This window comes from Lactobacillus sp. X-49 (assembly GCF_057063645.1).
The window spans coordinates 1-15,013 of the sequence record NZ_JBXSQM010000006.1 but is presented as its reverse complement, the minus strand read 5'-3'; the positions used below and the strand labels follow the sequence as shown (position 1 = coordinate 15,013).

Genomic DNA, 15,013 nt, shown 5'->3' with positions numbered 1-15,013 from the left:
TTTCATCCCTCCCGTCTAGGTCAAGCCATTTTTATCTTCGAACTTCTTAAAAAAGTCAGTCAGTTGTTCAGCATTAATGCTGTTATCAACCTCAGGTTTCTGTTTGCTCCAGTCGGTACCTTTTTCAATCGTTTTTTGAATTGGTTTATAACTCTGGTTGACTGGTGGTGCACTAATGTCGTACTCGTCATCAATATTGCCGAACCACGTCTTAGCTGCCTTAATAAATTGAACCTGGACGTGCTGGACTTTTATATATTTCAAATATTTCTTAAGCTGTATCTTGGCTTGTTTAAACGTATTAGACTTGTGCGACTTTCGCCAGCGCTTGTAACTTCGCAATGCTAATTGCTTGCCCTGCTTTTTTCCTTTAGGGTAAAGATTCCAGAGAAAATTAAATTCTTGTTCATAATCAGGCTTGTCCAAATTGTCAGATTTGGACTTAATATTGTTATTCTCTTGTGTAGTCTTATGTGTAATCTCTGGTATTGGTTGGCAGTTTTTCGGTACATCGATTGGCAGTTTTTCGGTTATTCGATTATCTGTTTTTCGGCTATTCGATTCGTCATTTTTCGGTTCATCGATTATCTGTTTTTCGGTTATTCGATTAGCAATTTTTTCTAATCGGTCATAATCAATTCGATACCATTTTGTTTTATCGAACTTGGCTTTGTTAAAATTACCGGAAATGATATATCCGCCTTTTTCAAGGTCAGCAAAATAATTTTGCAGTGTTCGCTCTTTTATCCAAGAGAATTGTTTATGCCAATCTTTAATGGAGTTATAGACCCACCTGTACCCATCATGTATGTTATTTGATCGGTTAAGCCAGTAATGTAATTGCTGTAATATTAGCGCTTTGTCAGAGCTACCTAGTTCTTTCGCCAAACTAGGCTCAAATAGCATAGGTGGCTCGCTGATTAATAGGTTATTGTTCATCTTGTTCACCCATCCATTTTGCAGAGAACCATTTAACAGCTAAACTCTCCCAAAACTCTAAGTTCCGGTCGTTTCTGTTAAGTAGTCGCAAAAATTCAACGCCGTGTGCATCTTCGCCCATCAATGCTGCAAACTGACTAATACTGTCAACCTTAATTAATTGAGCCATTATAAAAGAATGCGCATTAATATAATCGCATTTAATATTACTAGATATGCATCCCTCGTATGAGACAGGGTTGTTATCAATATCAAACGCAACCCATACTGGCTTACCTTTGTACTTTTCAATTGCCTTGTTGTCAATATGATTGACATCGTTAACTTTTTTAGTCAAAATACCATTTTTGTTAATTTTGAAAATTTCTTTATTCTCAGCAAACATGGTTATTCCTTTTTCAGATAAATCAATCCTGCCTTTTTTGTACATCACGATTACCTCTTTTTCTTAAGAATTGAGTAATATAAAATTCCCAGTTTTCCGTAACATCCGGCGAAAATAATGAAAAGTGCAATTACTAAAAATTCAGCAATTTTGGTTCTGAAAAAATAACACCATGCTAACGCAATCATAGTTAAAATAAACCAGTTGATTGTCCTATTAGCTACTTTTTCGTATTCCTGAATTATGGACTTTCGTTCTTCGTATAAAAACATTAACTTCCTCCAATCATGTTCCAGGTAATTGTTCCGGCCCACCAATTACTGCTAATGCTAATAGTAGAAAAATGACCAGAATAGTACCCGCTAATACAATCAATCCGCCAGTGTTTGACAACGTTTTTTCTCCAAAGTCAAAAACATTATTCAAAAAGTTTGTCCATTTAATTAGTAGTTTCATTTTTTAAGATCACTCGCTTTCTATTGCGGCAATTTTGCATTCCAATCAATTTCGGTACGATGCTTATCCATCCACTCACTAGCAGGCTTTTCAAAGATAATTGTTCTCCTACCATTAGCAGTCCAGTGTGGGTTGACAACCCACCCACCATTTTTAATGTCAACTTCTGGATATTGGTCAAAAATGTATAGACGAATCCATTTGTCCGCTTTATTACCACAATAATTCTTCGAAAATTCTGGCATTTTGATTGTTCTGCCTACTATAGATTTGGCAGGAACATAGCCTCTCTCAGCCATGATTTGGTCAATTTTGTTAATTAAAGGATCAATTGAAATTGGTAATTCCATAATTTTGTTCATCACAAGCTGCCTCCTTTTAAACCTATTCACTTTGTTCACATTTTGTGGACTCAAACTGCAAAAAAAGAGCGTCAGGAGTGGTCTTTAGAACATTTGCAAATTTAATTGCTAAATGATAACTAACATTCCTCTTCCCTTTTTCTATATAAAAACAGTATGTTTTAGAAATGCCAACTTTTTTTGCAAGTTTTGCAATAGAGTATCCCCTAGATAATCTAACTTTTTTAAGTTCTTGATTCATTTGTCCCTCCTTAACTAATTAATAATATAATTCACAATTTGTGAACTGTCAAATAAATCTTCACAATTTGATAACTCTTATTGAGTTCACAAATAGTGAACGCTATAATTCTAGTTAAGAGGTGGATTTATGTTACCAATTAGATTAAATGAACTTAGAAAAAATAATCATATGACTCAAGCTGAGTTAGCAAAAAAGATTAATGTGGCAAAATCAACTATTTCTATGTGGGAAAAAGGAGTTCGCAGTCCTGATACAACTACCCTTGGTAAACTTGCTGATATTTTTCATGTTTCAACAGACTATTTGTTAGGAAAAACAAATAATTCTTCTCCAATTAATGCTGCTAACTCATCTTTTGATATTGATGATGACATTCCTCTTGCCTATCATGGAAAAAGTATCCCTGACGAATATCTGGAAATCATCAAAAAATTAATGGATTCTGACTCACGAAAAGGTAAATAAAATATATGATTGATATAATTGATTACTTATTTAAGGTTGCTACAAGCTTGGGGATTAATTTCGAAGCCATATACGAAGCACCAGATTTTCCATCTATTTCATTTCATAAAGCTAATAAAATGTATATTAATTTGAATTGGAAAAATCAGTGGGAAATACCATTTATTATTGGTCATGAAATGGGACATTTAGTTAACGGGGACATTGGTACCTGGGAATATCAATCTGGGCCTAGTAGTAAAGGCAGTAAAGAACACAATGCCGATATTTTTTCGCTAAAAATGATTTTTGATTACGCAATGAATCAAATAGATGCTCCATCTGAACCGTGTGATTTTATAGATCAATTTGGCATCCCAGCGTGGATGTATGACGATACAATGATCCTTTTTAAAAAGAAAAAGTTAGACAGAAAAATACGTTAAGAAACATCCAGAAAGTTTGAATCATATCGCAAAAAATAAGCTAGAAAACGAATTACTTATCTGAGGTGAACATATGTCTATTAAGCATTTAGCTCAGAACATTATTAATCAGCGAGAATTACGAAATTGGAGCCAAGCTGAATTAGCAAGAAGAGTGAAAATGGATAATACAGTTGTGAATAAAATCGAAAAAGGTAATAGAAAGGTATCTAGTGATGAACTTCAAGAATTTGCCAAAGCTTTTAATATTTCAATGGATCAATTAGCTGGAAATTCAAATTTAAAAGAAGATAATCGATTAGCTTGGCAAGATTTAGGAATGGCTTATGGTGGTCGCATCCCTGACGAATTAAAGGACATGTATCGTGCTATTGCTGAAGAATACGTCAAAAAGCATCCTGAGAGCTTAAAACATGGACCCACAAAAAAATAAATTTGGTCAACGGATTGCAATTCTTAGAAAAAATAAAAATCTTAGTCAGGCTGAATTAGCAAAAATTATTAATATTGGCACAAGTACTCTTGGAATGTATGAGACTGGAAAAAGAGAGCCGAATAATGAAATGTTGTCTCGAATTGCAGACTATTTCAACGTCACTACTGATTACTTATTAGGCCGTGCCATTAGCAGCGATGATAAACTGGCTTGGCAAGATTTGGGAATGGCTTATGATGGTCACATTCCTGACGAGCTAAAAGATATGTACCGAGCCATCGCTGAAGAATATGTAAAAAAACATCCTGAGGCATTAAAAAAGAAAAGAAAATAGAAGGCAAAAATATGGATGACGTTATATCGTTTTTAATTGATTTTTGTGAAAAAAATAAAATAGGAATTCAATACATTAGTTATATGAATCCCAAAGATCCCTCTGTTAGTTATGAATGGCCTCGCTTAATAATTCTTAATGAAAATTGGAAGGAATCATTCGAAAAGCCGTTTGTTTTAGCACACGAAATTGGACATGTCATGTGTGGCAATGCAGTTTGCTATCACATTGGAAATCACGAAGCTGAACTCAACAATGAATGCATTGCAAATAAGTTTGCTATTAACTTATTACTAAATTATTGCGAGAAAAATGACTTATTTTTTGAAAGCAAATATAAATTTGCTGAGACATTTGGAATACCTAAAAAAGTTTATTATTTGTTAGAGGAAGTGAAGGTTAATGAGTAATAGAAAAAAATTACCTAAAAATCTTGAAAAGCTTAGTCCTGATGACTTCATGCTAATACCACTTTTAGAATCTCTAAAACTAGGTGTAAATAATTTTGCCCCTAGTAACATTGCTGACTATATAAAAATTTATCATCCCACTAAATTTGATAAAAGCCACTCCCTATTTGCAGTTAAATGCAAAGATAATAATTTAGAACCAAAAATTTATAAAAACGATATTATGATTATTCATCCCCAACAAACGGCAAAATTTGGTGATATTGTAGCTTTTAAAACACCATATTCAATAACCTTCGGAAAAGTAATAGATGCTGGACATGTTGGATTCGTAAATAAAAAATCACAATATTTCCCAGGTGCAAAGGTCGACTTAGGTATTGTGGGCAGAGTTATAAGTGTCCACAGAATTTTTTAAGGAGGTAAAGTATGAATTTTAAAAAGATTTTTATTAGTGCAGCGGCTACATTAGCTTTAGTGACTGTTGCAATTAAAAACACCAGTAAAACTGTTAGCGCATTACCATCTGTAAATTCAAATTACTGGTTAAAGCCGCATAAAGTGGTTACAACTAAAAGCCAGCGGCTGGCTTTAATTGACGGTAACAAAGTTGGTTATCTTCAGGCACCAGTTAAAAAAAGAACATTAAAAAAAGGCTCAGTGCTAACCGTTCGACAGGCAGTAAGCTGGCCTTGGATTTTTGAAGGATACATTCCTGGTGTAGGCAAACATATTAAAAATGGCTATTTTTGGGTAAACATGAATCGGTCCACTAACTGGTTCAAAAAATATAAAAAGCAAAGTCCCAAAGTTAATAAGCCTGTAAATTATAAAAGTTATTCTTATTGGTTTGAAAAAGATAATTGGCTATCTAAGCCAAGAGAAGTTAAATTGACTAAAAATATCAAGATCCGCAAAATTGTTTGGTCAAAAAATAGCATTAATCACCATTTAGGACAGAGTAAAGTCTTGAAAAAAGGCACAAATATTAAGATATTAGCCAATAATCCGACCTATTGCTGGGCACTCTTTGGTCATTATGATAATTGGGTATACCCACATAAAACTGCTAATTGGTTTAAATAAAATACAGTATATAATACATTATATTAGTATTAAAGAGGGAGATTTAAAATGTCAAACAAGAGTAATAATGAAATTAAAAAATCTATGATGATGGGGGAATCACCCGAAGAAAACAAAAATGTAGTAACCAAAGATATAGTAACCAAAGATATGATCAAATCACTTTTTAACCGATTTAAAAACAGAGGCCCTAAAAAATCGGATGATTCATCAAAGTAAATTTTTCTATTCCTTAGTTTATTCATTCTTGATTTTTTCAACCTCAAAAATAATCATTATAAATTGTTTATTTAAGTTGACATAAACATTTGAATCACAACATTTTTCATCTATTATCGGGCTTGCATCTTTCTCAAATGTGTATTTAATGATTTCATCATAATCCGTATTTTGATTTTCAAATTTTTCACATGGTGTAATGCTTATTGAATCTGCATTAGTTTCAAAGGCTTTACCATAACCACATGCAAGTAATTTCTTGTTAAAATTATACAAATAAACTAATGTTCTGCTAGACTTATTAATTATTGTCCATGGATCGCCATTAGAGACGCCTGTCTTATTTTTAGATTCGATATCAAAAAAACATTTAAATATTTTTATTAATGACCATAATTTTTTTAATGACCATGTTTTTAATGTCATTGAGAAATTAATAATTTTAAATGTCCAATTTATTAAGACACTACAAATGAGTGGTGCAAAAAATGCAATTGACACCAAAGTAAATAAAAGTGCTATAGGGATTTTAATTTTTAGATTTGGTAAACAATTATAAAAGCTAGAATAAACAAAATAATTTGGTACCGAAAATAAAAGAGACAAAAAAGTAGCACGTGTTGTATCTTTGCTTGAAGATATTATCTCACTCGTTTCTAGAATCCAATAAGTTATGTATCCTAATCCACCACTCAGTATAAAATTAGAAATTACATTAGATGAACTGTTTAAACTATTCATGTTAAAACTCCAATTTATATATCACAAAGATTAACCTATGTATGTAAGTCATAAATTAGTATAGCACAAGATAATAATTTGTTATTTATTAAAAGCAAATTTGTTGAAAGGAATTAGTGAAAAATTGGCACATTTTGAGAAGCGCGGTAGTAGTTGGCGCGCACAAATTTCTTGGTATGACGAATTTGGCAAACGTAAATTTAAAGTAAAAAGTGGGTTTTCTACAAAATTAGAAGCCAGAAAATGGGCCAATGAGATAGAAGTGGCCAAAGACCAAAACTTACTATCAAATCAAGACCCTGTTTTTGCAGAGTATTTTAAAGAATGGTATCTCAGATATAAAGCACCCGGCAAAACTCAAGGTACAATTCGCAGATATGCTCATATTTATGACATTATCAAAGATAACTTCGGAAATGTAAAATTATCTAAAATGACCCGTGCTAAATATCAAGACTTTTTAAATATCTATGGCAAAACACATGCAAAAGATACCGTACAAAAAACTAATGGCAGTATCCGTAGCTGTGTTAAAGATGCAGTAAGTGAAGGTATAATAAGGCTGAACTTTACTGAAAGAATAAACCTAACATGGAATAATGATAAAACTAGAAAAATCGAATATCTAAATTTTAAGCAAGTTCAAACACTTAAAAAACTTCTGCTTAAAGATATTAAGCCGACATATACTAGTCGATACATGCTGCTAACCATTATTTATACAGGTATGCGCCCAGGAGAAATAAGAGTTCTGACTTGGCATGATATAGACTTTAAGCACCAAGAAATACATATTACAAAATCCTGGGATTACGACAAGAGAAAAGTTATCGACTATGACTCTAATGAAATCAACAAGGAAACGAAAAATAAGTCATCAACACGTGTAATTAAAGTAGATCAGAAACTACTAGATATTTTAAATCAATTAAAAGTTAACAATCATGAAAGACTTTTTATTGATAAATTTGGGACAATACCTTCATCTAACGCAGTAAACAAAACTCTTAGAAAGCAATTAGATAAATTAGGAGTTAAAAACAAAAGTTTCCATTTTCATAGCTTAAGGCATACACACGTTGCTTTATTATTATTTAAGGGAGTTGACCTCTACTCTATTTCAAAGCGACTGGGGCACTCAAATATGAGTGTCACAGCAAATACTTATGCTTACATGCTAGATGAACTTAAACAGAAGTCAGACAATCAGATTGTTAGTATTCTTGATGAAATTTAATACCTTAGATACCTTTTGGATACCTCATACAGACAAAAAGCCCCTAGTTCCAGTAACTGGGGGCTTTTATAAAAGGAGAGTACAGGATTTGAACCTGCGCGCCAAGGAAAACTTGGTTCGCCGGATTTCGAGTCCGGTGCATTACCACTCTGCCAACTCTCCACAACAATCATAATTATACATGATATTGGCAAAACTGCAAAATAAATTTTACAGCTATCCAAAATTTATCTTTATAACTGTTGTACAAACTTACCTACGATTTCTTTAATTTTTGCCAAAATGGTGGTTAATAAACAATTTTTGTAGGACAACACCTAACACACCTACTACAATACACAGCAAAGCTGCTAACCATAAATTTATTTTGACTTTTGCAAAAGACTTAATTATTTTTATTCCAGCTACTACAATAATCAGTCCTCTTAAACCAGATACAATCATACTTGCATGCTTGATTTTTGAAGTATAAATACCATTAGCAATACTTTTTTTCAATAAGTGCTGATAAATAAAAATATCAGCAAAAGCTACCATTAGGGCCGCTAAGGAAACTAAACCACTTCTAACGTTTGGAAAACATAAAAGCACAATCGCAAGTGGTAAAAGATTACCTGATTCTAAAGTATAGCTGGGGTTTGACCATTCTTTTAGATTATGATAAATATCTTTTAAAGCCTCAAAGACAGTTTCTTGTTTTTTCATCCTTATTTACTCACCTTTCTATGATAAGCATAACGGGGTGGACATTGGACATTGAAGAAGTGTAATCATCAAACTACAAAGTCCTAAAAGAAGTTAGTTTAAAATTCATACTTAGTTTACTGCTTGCTAATTAATGTTGCAACATTTTTTGATAAGACACAAATACACTAAGAAAATTTTAAAAAAAATAACTTATCTAGCTAAAGTCACGCCAAATTACTACTATGAATTTTTTAAGTTTTACTCAAGAGTGTCATTTAAAGTATATTGAAACCTTGGTAACTAGTAAAATACAGTTGAATAAAGTTTGATAGGTTGGGATTTATCTTGTATTCAAATATCTGGATTGCCATTATGTCAGCTCTGATATTGGTGTTACTTATTTTTAACATTAGAAATTCACGTCGATTTAATCTGTTTGACCATTGGTTGCACCATAAATTAATTAGACGCCATGACGGCTACAGCTGGCAAATAATAGCTTTTATCAATGATCCAAAACTTTTAGTAGTTTGGGATATTTTTCTTGCCAGCTTTTTAATCAATGAAGAAAAAAATTTAACTGCTTTTTGGGTTCTTTTTACCCTAGGTTTTACGGATTTAACTGGGCTGCTACTTAAGAAATGGATGCACCGGAAACGTCCTATTAAACACTCAAACCTTGAAGACGGCTATAGTTTTCCCAGCGGACATGTTTTAGGAACCACAATAATGGTTCTTATTATATGGAAAATATTTGCAAGTGAACTTGGTAGTGGACTTTTAATTACTTTGACTGTGATTTGGGTTATGGTGGTCATTTCTCGACTTAGTCTTAAAGCCCACTATCCTTCAGACGTTATTGGTGCAACTTCTTTAGCTGTCTTCTGTTTTACCTTATCACAGCAAATTTTTCTTTTGTTTTTCTAAGAATCCAACTAATTAAACTAAAAAAGTACCAAACATTGCTTTTAATTTAAGCGATGTTTGGTACTATTTTAAAAGATCTTCTTGTTCTTCAAGCTTAGTTGCAATAATAACTTGTGGTGAAATTACTTTTATAGCGTTTCCTGATTTTTTGAAACAAAAATGGCTTTCTTTAAAAGCCAGTCTGTTCATTTTTAATTTTTAGTACCCAGAAGCAAAGTGCTTCTGTCAATTTTACTCATTTATCCTTCAAAGCCAATCATCAGGCTTCCCTCTTCTCCATAAAAGGCACATAATCCCATCATTGGTCGAATAACTATATTAGCATCTGGGTACAATGCAATTATTTTATCCTTTAATATATTTGCATCTTTTTCATTCTTACAATGATCAATAATTACTCGCCCCCCTTGATATTTCATTTCAGTCATCAGCTTTATAACTTCTCCTAAAGCTCGTTTCATACCCCGAACTTTGGAAATAGGTTCCAGTTTCCCCTCTTCACTTGCTGTGCCTACTAGATCAATTTTTAACATCTTAGCAACCTTAGCCACGGCCATATTAACACGGCCATTTAATGCCAAATTATGTAGCGATTGCAGGATAAACAATAAATGGGTATGCGTTTTATATTTTGCAATTTTTTGTTCCAAATCCAAAAAACGAACTTGACTTTCAGCTAGGTGTTCAATCTTATGTTGAATCATTGCAACCTCTGGACCAGCAGTTCTTGAATCTACAACAATTACGCTACTACCAGGATGATCCTTTTCATAAATTTGTTTTGCTTGATAAGCAGAAGAAAAGCTGCCGCTTAATCCACTAGTTATTGTTAACATAATTGCCTTTGTACTTCCTTCAAGTGCTTCAAGCCAGTCATTAATGCTAGGGCATGATGTCTTACCTTCTTCAGTATTTTTGTTCATATCAGAAATAAAGGTTTCCATATCAAGGTTTTCATTATCGATAAAATCTTGACCAGCAATTGTTATTGTTAATGGAACTACCGTTAACTTGTCAGATGCTTGTTCATTAGCACTAGAATCTACTATTAATTTTACTTTTTCCATGTATTGTATATCCTTAAATCAAATAAACCAACTAAACTTTAATTTGTATAGTTAAATAATAATGCAAAATGCTAGAAAAAGCGACAAAATGTTTTTGGAAATTTTTAATGTTAGAAATCGTTTACAAATGTTTACATAATCACAAACTTAGTCTAAAATTTATTTTGTAGAGATGGAGCTGTTGCTCCAATAATGTATGTGCGGTTGCACAACATTTAATATTTAGGAGGTTTTTAGATGTTAAAATCAGTCATTGAAAATGTTCATGCACTGGAAATCTATGATTCACGTGGTAACCCAACTGTTGAGGCTTTTGTTACCCTTTCAAATGGTGTAGTTGGAAAAGCCGAAGTTCCATCAGGTGCTTCAACTGGTGAAAACGAAGCTGTTGAATTGCGTGACGGTGGTAAGCGTGTTGGCGGTAAAGGTGTTTCTAAAGCAGTTGAAAACGTCAATACTAAGATTGCTAAAGCATTAAAAGGCTTAGATCCACACGATCAAGCTAACATTGACCGCGTTATGATCGAATTAGATGGTACCCCAAACAAGGCTAAACTTGGTGCTAACGCAATTTTAGGTGTATCTATGGCAACTGCCGCTGCTGCTGCTAAAGATAGTCACCAACCTTTGTACAGATACCTTGGCGGAACTGATCTAGAAATGCCACAAACTTTCCACAATGTTATCAATGGTGGTGAGCATGCTGACAACGGCATCGATGTTCAAGAATTCATGATCACCCCTGTTAAAAAGACATCATTCCGTGATGGTTTTGAAAAGATCGTTAACACTTACCATACTTTGAAGAAAGTTCTTGAAGACATGGGTTACGAAACTGGCCTTGGCGATGAGGGTGGTTTTGCTCCTAACATGAAGAACTCAGAAGAAGCTTTGCAAGCATTACATGATGCTATTGTTAAAGCTGGTTACAAGCCAGGTGAAGACATTGCTATTGCATGTGACTGTGCTGCTTCATATTTCTACAACAAAGAAGATGGCAAATATCACTTTGAAGGTAAAGTCTTTGATGATGATCAATTAGCTGATTACTATGACAAGTTATTGGAAAAATTCCCAGAATTAATTTCAATTGAAGACCCATACGACGAAAATGACGTAGAGGGTATGATTAAGTTTACTCAAAGTCACAAAGACAGAATTCAAATTGTTTTGGACGATTTCATCTGTACTAATCCTAAGCTTTTAAACAAAGCCATTAAGGAAGGTGCCGGTAATGCTTCATTAATTAAGCTAAATCAAATCGGTACTGTTACTGAAACTTTGGAAACTATTCGACTTTCACGTAAGAATGGTTACAACACCATGATATCTCACCGTTCAGGTGAAACCGGCGACACATTTATCGCTGATTTTGCAGTTGCCGTTAACGGTGGTCAATTGAAGACTGGTGCCCCAGCTCGTTCAGAACGTGTTGAAAAGTACAACCGTCTACTTGAAATTGAAGAAGAACTTGGCGAAGGTGAGCGTTTAGCTACATTCCCAGATAATGTTGATAAAGACTAATTAGTCAATTCAAAAAAGCTTGCGATGCAAGCTTTTTTTGTTTCCAATAAAAGAATGCTTTTAAAAATTACTAGCTAATTGCAAAATCCCCCAAAAATTAAAGCTTAACAATCACAGAATTAGGCTTACATAAAGTTTTTTTCAAATTTAGCAAGTTTAAATACTCCCCTACTTGTCTACTCCCATTTGCTAGAAAAAATCAACTAATTGTGCTAATTTAGATAAAGATTATTTATAATATCAAGAAAGGGTAATTTATGTCTGAAAAAAATAACGGCTTAAGTCAAGCCGAAGCAGATAAACTTCTTAAAAAAAATGGACTTAATGAAGTCCCAGAACCTCAATTCAATTTTTTTAAAGAATTTTTATCTAAATTGTGGAATTTATCAGCTTGGATTTTGGAGGCAGCTCTACTTTTAGAATGCATTTTAGGTAAATGGATCCAATCTTTTTTCGTGTTACTAATGTTGCTTTTCGCTGCCTGGAATGGTGCTTCAAAGAAAAAACAATCGCGACGTGTCCTAAACGATATTTCACACAAATTGACACCCACAAATTCCGTTAAGCGCGATGATCAATGGCAAAATATTGATTCAAAATACTTAGTTCCTGGCGATTTAATAAGTATTCAACAGGGAGATGTTCTTGCTGCTGACGTAAAATTAATTGACGGTCAAATTTCAAGTGATGAAAGTTCAATCACTGGTGAATCTAAAACTGTTCGCAAAAATCCTCCCGATACTGCTTTTGCCGGTACTACTGTGACTGAAGGTAATGGCTTAGCAGTAGTTATTGCAACTGGAGCTAATTCTCGTTCAGGAAAAACTATTAATTTGATCAATAATTCAGCTGCACCGGGACATTTACAGCAATTATTAACTAAAATTATTTACTATCTTTGTATATTAGATGGGATTTTAACACTTGTAATTGTTATTGCTTCATTTTTTAAGGGTGGCAACATTCAAAATCTGATTAACATGTTACCATTCTTAGCTATGATGTTTATTGCCTCTATTCCAGTCGCTATGCCCTCAACTTTTGCACTTTCTAATTCATTTGAGGCGACCAGATTAAGTAAGGAAGGAGTATTAACCTCCGATTTAACGGGAATTCAAGATGCAGCTAATTTAAATCTGATTTTACTTGATAAAACCGGTACAATTACAGAAAATAAAACTGCCGTTTCGCAATGGATTAATTTTAGTGAACTTGATGACAATATCATTTTGCAATTAGCCTCTGCAGCTGTTGATCAAAGAAACAAAAAAATTATTGATAACGCGATTGAAGATTTTATCTTAAGTAATGATTTAAAGATGAAGTCAAGTGATAACTTCTCTCCTTTCACGTCTGCTACTGGATATTCAATGGCTAATATTGATAATCATAATATTAAGCTAGGTTCATTTAAACAGTTGTCAAGGATTGATCCAAGTGCAAATGATAAAGTTAAGGATATTGATTTTAGTGCTGGACGGTCCGTTGCTCTTTTAGTTGATGATAAATTAGCTGGTGTCTTTATTTTGCAAGATAAAGTTCGTCCTGATTCAAAAAAAGCACTAGCTGAACTCAAAAAACGTGGCGTTTTACCAATTATGTTAACTGGAGATAATCAAAAAACGGCTGAAGCCGTAGCAAAACAAGTTGAATTGCAAGGACAAGTTATTTCAATCCATAATTTTAATGATCAGACAGACATGGGAACACTTGCTGGAATTGCTGATGTTCTCCCAGAAGATAAATTACGTGTAGTTAAATTTTTCCAAAGCAAGGGTTATATTGTTGGTATGACAGGAGATGGTGTTAATGACTCGCCTGCATTGAAACAAGCCGAAGTTGGAATTGCCGTTTCAAATGCTGCAGATGTTGCTAAGCGATCGGGTAAAATGGTCTTACTAAATGATGGTTTAACTTCGATTGTTAAAATTCTGGATGCAGGCCACCGCGTCTACCAGCGTATGACTACCTGGTCATTGACAAAACTTGCACGAACGGCTCAATTGACTATGATCTTGACCTTTGGCTATCTTTTCTTCGACTACATTCCAATGGCTCTAAATGCAATGGTCATATATACTATTATGAATAATATGGTTACTATGATGATCGGAACCGACCGCACTCATATTACTTATAAGCCTGAAAATTGGAATATGGCTAAATTAGCCAAAATTGCATTTTCACTTGCCTTTGGTTGGACTCTAATAGGAATATTAGGAATAGGTTTTCTCAATACCCATGGATATAGTCATGGAACAGTATCAACAATGGTATATGTCTTCTTGGTATTGAGCGCAATGTTTATTATTCTTATTACTCGTACAAAACATTACTTCTGGCAGGATTACCCCTCAAAATCAGTTGGTCTAACTCAGCTTGCAGACATTGTTTTAACAATAATCCTTGCACTATTTGGTATTGCGATGACTAAAATCAATTTAACTAATTTATTACTTACTTTTGTTGTCGCACTCATAGCCGCAGTAATTATTGATCTCTTCTATCAACCTATCATGAAAAATAAATAATTACAAAATATTAAAAAACACCCAAAATACTGCTTGAAGTTAACCCCCGGAATTGGACAAAGATTCCAATTCGGGGGTTTTCTTATGTCTAAATATTTACTAAAAACAAAATTAGAAGCAGTAGATTTGTATCAAAGAGGATTTAGTACAAAAGAAATTCAAGAGAAATTACATATCACATCACGTAGATCTATTGATGGTTGGATCAATAATTATCAACAGTATGGTAACAGAGGCCTGGAAAAAAGCTTTTCTAAGACAAGATATAGTGGTCAATTTAAATTAGAAGTCTTAAACTGGAGAAAAGAACATGGTGCCAGCTATCAAATTACTGCCAATCATTTTAATATTAAACAACATTCCACTATTGCGAATTGGCAAAGAAAATTAAATGAAGGCGGTGTTGATGCTTTATTTATTAAGCAAGGACGACCATTAATGCATAAAAAGAAAATTAAAGCAAAGAAGCATAAATATACTTCTCAAGAGTTAACTGAACTTGAACGTCTACGTTTAGAGAATCGTGCATTACATGTAG

Annotated in this window: 22 protein-coding genes and 1 tRNA gene; 13 read left to right on the top strand and 10 right to left on the bottom strand. The window is 33.4% G+C overall.

Translation table 11 applies throughout. From position 1 onward, the window contains the following. Nucleotides 1-15: 15 nt before the first annotated feature. From ACYIAQ_RS04200 to ACYIAQ_RS04175, 6 genes are read right to left on the bottom strand one after another with little or no spacing between them, the layout of a single operon-like run. A complete protein-coding gene (locus ACYIAQ_RS04200; RefSeq protein WP_483562616.1) occupies nt 16-939 on the bottom strand; it encodes a hypothetical protein in 924 nt (307 codons plus the stop codon). Next, nucleotides 929-1,369: a hypothetical protein gene (locus ACYIAQ_RS04195; RefSeq protein ID WP_483564038.1), complete on the bottom strand. Its 441-nt coding sequence runs from the start codon at nt 1,367-1,369 to the stop codon at nt 929-931. Before ACYIAQ_RS04195 ends, ACYIAQ_RS04200 begins: the two co-directional genes overlap by 11 nt. 5 nt (nt 1,370-1,374) lie before the next feature. Then, on the bottom strand, nt 1,375-1,596 hold the full coding sequence (locus tag ACYIAQ_RS04190) for a hypothetical protein (RefSeq protein ID WP_483562614.1): 222 nt from the start codon (nt 1,594-1,596) through the stop codon (nt 1,375-1,377). A 13-nt stretch (nt 1,597-1,609) separates the two neighbouring features. After that, the gene (locus ACYIAQ_RS04185) at nt 1,610-1,780 is read right to left on the bottom strand and encodes a hypothetical protein (protein ID WP_483562613.1); all 171 of its coding nucleotides are present in this window, start codon (nt 1,778-1,780) and stop codon (nt 1,610-1,612) included. 20 nt (nt 1,781-1,800) lie between these two features. After that, nucleotides 1,801-2,142 (bottom strand): DUF771 domain-containing protein, encoded by a 342-nt coding sequence (locus ACYIAQ_RS04180; RefSeq protein ID WP_483562612.1) that lies wholly within the window; start codon nt 2,140-2,142, stop codon nt 1,801-1,803. Between the two features lie 22 nt (nt 2,143-2,164). After that, nucleotides 2,165-2,383 carry a helix-turn-helix transcriptional regulator gene (locus ACYIAQ_RS04175; RefSeq protein WP_267392763.1) on the bottom strand — a complete coding sequence of 73 codons (219 nt, stop codon included), beginning with the start codon at nt 2,381-2,383 and terminating at the stop codon, nt 2,165-2,167. Between the two features lie 129 nt (nt 2,384-2,512). Between ACYIAQ_RS04175 and ACYIAQ_RS04170 the strand changes: the two genes are divergently transcribed. The 8 genes from ACYIAQ_RS04170 to ACYIAQ_RS04135 all read left to right on the top strand — a co-directional run bounded on the left by ACYIAQ_RS04170 (nt 2,513) and on the right by ACYIAQ_RS04135 (nt 5,761). After that, a complete protein-coding gene (locus tag ACYIAQ_RS04170) occupies nt 2,513-2,851 on the top strand; it encodes a helix-turn-helix domain-containing protein (RefSeq protein ID WP_267392764.1) in 339 nt (112 codons plus the stop codon). 5 nt (nt 2,852-2,856) lie between these two features. Then, nucleotides 2,857-3,276, top strand: a complete 420-nt coding sequence (locus tag ACYIAQ_RS04165; RefSeq protein ID WP_483562611.1) for a hypothetical protein — start codon at nt 2,857-2,859, stop codon at nt 3,274-3,276. 73 nt (nt 3,277-3,349) lie between these two features. Then, on the top strand, nt 3,350-3,709 hold the full coding sequence (locus tag ACYIAQ_RS04160; RefSeq protein ID WP_483562610.1) for a helix-turn-helix domain-containing protein: 360 nt from the start codon (nt 3,350-3,352) through the stop codon (nt 3,707-3,709). Further along, complete coding sequence (locus tag ACYIAQ_RS04155; RefSeq protein ID WP_483562609.1) at nt 3,690-4,046, top strand: helix-turn-helix domain-containing protein; 357 nt, start codon at nt 3,690-3,692, stop codon at nt 4,044-4,046. The genes ACYIAQ_RS04160 and ACYIAQ_RS04155 overlap by 20 nt, the downstream gene beginning before the upstream one ends. An 11-nt stretch (nt 4,047-4,057) precedes the next feature. Further along, nucleotides 4,058-4,456: an ImmA/IrrE family metallo-endopeptidase gene (locus tag ACYIAQ_RS04150; RefSeq protein ID WP_483562608.1), complete on the top strand. Its 399-nt coding sequence runs from the start codon at nt 4,058-4,060 to the stop codon at nt 4,454-4,456. Then, nucleotides 4,449-4,874 carry a S24 family peptidase gene (locus ACYIAQ_RS04145; RefSeq protein ID WP_483562607.1) on the top strand — a complete coding sequence of 142 codons (426 nt, stop codon included), beginning with the start codon at nt 4,449-4,451 and terminating at the stop codon, nt 4,872-4,874. Before ACYIAQ_RS04150 ends, ACYIAQ_RS04145 begins: the two co-directional genes overlap by 8 nt. A gap of 11 nt (nt 4,875-4,885) precedes the next feature. Then, nucleotides 4,886-5,542, top strand: coding sequence for a hypothetical protein (locus tag ACYIAQ_RS04140; RefSeq protein ID WP_483562606.1), 657 nt, complete (start codon nt 4,886-4,888; stop codon nt 5,540-5,542). Nucleotides 5,543-5,590: 48 nt separating this feature from the next. After that, the gene (locus ACYIAQ_RS04135; RefSeq protein WP_483562605.1) at nt 5,591-5,761 is read left to right on the top strand and encodes a hypothetical protein; all 171 of its coding nucleotides are present in this window, start codon (nt 5,591-5,593) and stop codon (nt 5,759-5,761) included. A gap of 18 nt (nt 5,762-5,779) precedes the next feature. On the opposite strand, the gene ACYIAQ_RS04130 is transcribed toward ACYIAQ_RS04135, so the two are convergent. Continuing rightward, nucleotides 5,780-6,502: a hypothetical protein gene (locus ACYIAQ_RS04130; protein WP_483562604.1), complete on the bottom strand. Its 723-nt coding sequence runs from the start codon at nt 6,500-6,502 to the stop codon at nt 5,780-5,782. A gap of 124 nt (nt 6,503-6,626) precedes the next feature. On the opposite strand from ACYIAQ_RS04130, the gene ACYIAQ_RS04125 reads away from it, so the two are divergent. Further along, the gene (locus tag ACYIAQ_RS04125) at nt 6,627-7,739 is read left to right on the top strand and encodes a site-specific integrase (RefSeq protein ID WP_483562691.1); all 1,113 of its coding nucleotides are present in this window, start codon (nt 6,627-6,629) and stop codon (nt 7,737-7,739) included. A 73-nt stretch (nt 7,740-7,812) separates the two neighbouring features. Here ACYIAQ_RS04125 and ACYIAQ_RS04120 read toward each other — a convergent pair. Together ACYIAQ_RS04120 and ACYIAQ_RS04115 are read right to left on the bottom strand one after the other, a co-directional pair. After that, nucleotides 7,813-7,901 (bottom strand) — tRNA-Ser (locus ACYIAQ_RS04120). A gap of 105 nt (nt 7,902-8,006) precedes the next feature. Then, the gene (locus tag ACYIAQ_RS04115) at nt 8,007-8,444 is read right to left on the bottom strand and encodes a hypothetical protein (RefSeq protein ID WP_483562603.1); all 438 of its coding nucleotides are present in this window, start codon (nt 8,442-8,444) and stop codon (nt 8,007-8,009) included. 354 nt (nt 8,445-8,798) lie between these two features. Here ACYIAQ_RS04115 and ACYIAQ_RS04110 point away from each other — a divergent pair, with 354 nt between their 5' ends. After that, nucleotides 8,799-9,353, top strand: coding sequence for a phosphatase PAP2 family protein (locus ACYIAQ_RS04110; RefSeq protein ID WP_483562602.1), 555 nt, complete (start codon nt 8,799-8,801; stop codon nt 9,351-9,353). Between the two features lie 239 nt (nt 9,354-9,592). On the opposite strand, the gene ACYIAQ_RS04105 is transcribed toward ACYIAQ_RS04110, so the two are convergent. Continuing rightward, complete coding sequence (locus ACYIAQ_RS04105; RefSeq protein WP_122018369.1) at nt 9,593-10,420, bottom strand: DegV family protein; 828 nt, start codon at nt 10,418-10,420, stop codon at nt 9,593-9,595. Between the two features lie 237 nt (nt 10,421-10,657). On the opposite strand from ACYIAQ_RS04105, the gene eno reads away from it, so the two are divergent. The 3 genes from eno to ACYIAQ_RS04090 all read left to right on the top strand — a co-directional run. Then, nucleotides 10,658-11,944 carry a phosphopyruvate hydratase gene (gene eno / locus ACYIAQ_RS04100; RefSeq protein ID WP_483562601.1) on the top strand — a complete coding sequence of 429 codons (1,287 nt, stop codon included), beginning with the start codon at nt 10,658-10,660 and terminating at the stop codon, nt 11,942-11,944. Nucleotides 11,945-12,201: 257 nt separating this feature from the next. Then, nucleotides 12,202-14,475, top strand: a complete 2,274-nt coding sequence (locus ACYIAQ_RS04095) for an HAD-IC family P-type ATPase (RefSeq protein WP_483562600.1) — start codon at nt 12,202-12,204, stop codon at nt 14,473-14,475. Nucleotides 14,476-14,559: 84 nt separating this feature from the next. Then, nucleotides 14,560-15,013: helix-turn-helix domain-containing protein (locus ACYIAQ_RS04090; RefSeq protein WP_483562599.1), on the top strand; the 454-nt coding region annotated here is incomplete at its 3' end.

Coding starts and splice junctions, on each gene's coding strand:
- eno (WP_483562601.1), top strand. CDS start 10,658: ATGTTAAAATCAGTCATTGAAAATGTTCATGCACTGGAAATCTATGAT.
- ACYIAQ_RS04195 (WP_483564038.1), bottom strand. CDS start 1,369: ATGTACAAAAAAGGCAGGATTGATTTATCTGAAAAAGGAATAACCATG.
- ACYIAQ_RS04170 (WP_267392764.1), top strand. CDS start 2,513: ATGTTACCAATTAGATTAAATGAACTTAGAAAAAATAATCATATGACT.
- ACYIAQ_RS04150 (WP_483562608.1), top strand. CDS start 4,058: ATGGATGACGTTATATCGTTTTTAATTGATTTTTGTGAAAAAAATAAA.
- ACYIAQ_RS04200 (WP_483562616.1), bottom strand. CDS start 939: ATGAACAATAACCTATTAATCAGCGAGCCACCTATGCTATTTGAGCCT.
- ACYIAQ_RS04175 (WP_267392763.1), bottom strand. CDS start 2,383: ATGAATCAAGAACTTAAAAAAGTTAGATTATCTAGGGGATACTCTATT.
- ACYIAQ_RS04135 (WP_483562605.1), top strand. CDS start 5,591: ATGTCAAACAAGAGTAATAATGAAATTAAAAAATCTATGATGATGGGG.
- ACYIAQ_RS04115 (WP_483562603.1), bottom strand. CDS start 8,444: ATGAAAAAACAAGAAACTGTCTTTGAGGCTTTAAAAGATATTTATCAT.
- ACYIAQ_RS04185 (WP_483562613.1), bottom strand. CDS start 1,780: ATGAAACTACTAATTAAATGGACAAACTTTTTGAATAATGTTTTTGAC.
- ACYIAQ_RS04095 (WP_483562600.1), top strand. CDS start 12,202: ATGTCTGAAAAAAATAACGGCTTAAGTCAAGCCGAAGCAGATAAACTT.
- ACYIAQ_RS04155 (WP_483562609.1), top strand. CDS start 3,690: ATGGACCCACAAAAAAATAAATTTGGTCAACGGATTGCAATTCTTAGA.
- ACYIAQ_RS04160 (WP_483562610.1), top strand. CDS start 3,350: ATGTCTATTAAGCATTTAGCTCAGAACATTATTAATCAGCGAGAATTA.
- ACYIAQ_RS04105 (WP_122018369.1), bottom strand. CDS start 10,420: ATGGAAAAAGTAAAATTAATAGTAGATTCTAGTGCTAATGAACAAGCA.
- ACYIAQ_RS04140 (WP_483562606.1), top strand. CDS start 4,886: ATGAATTTTAAAAAGATTTTTATTAGTGCAGCGGCTACATTAGCTTTA.
- ACYIAQ_RS04190 (WP_483562614.1), bottom strand. CDS start 1,596: ATGTTTTTATACGAAGAACGAAAGTCCATAATTCAGGAATACGAAAAA.
- ACYIAQ_RS04145 (WP_483562607.1), top strand. CDS start 4,449: ATGAGTAATAGAAAAAAATTACCTAAAAATCTTGAAAAGCTTAGTCCT.
- ACYIAQ_RS04165 (WP_483562611.1), top strand. CDS start 2,857: ATGATTGATATAATTGATTACTTATTTAAGGTTGCTACAAGCTTGGGG.
- ACYIAQ_RS04180 (WP_483562612.1), bottom strand. CDS start 2,142: ATGAACAAAATTATGGAATTACCAATTTCAATTGATCCTTTAATTAAC.
- ACYIAQ_RS04130 (WP_483562604.1), bottom strand. CDS start 6,502: ATGAATAGTTTAAACAGTTCATCTAATGTAATTTCTAATTTTATACTG.
- ACYIAQ_RS04110 (WP_483562602.1), top strand. CDS start 8,799: ATGTCAGCTCTGATATTGGTGTTACTTATTTTTAACATTAGAAATTCA.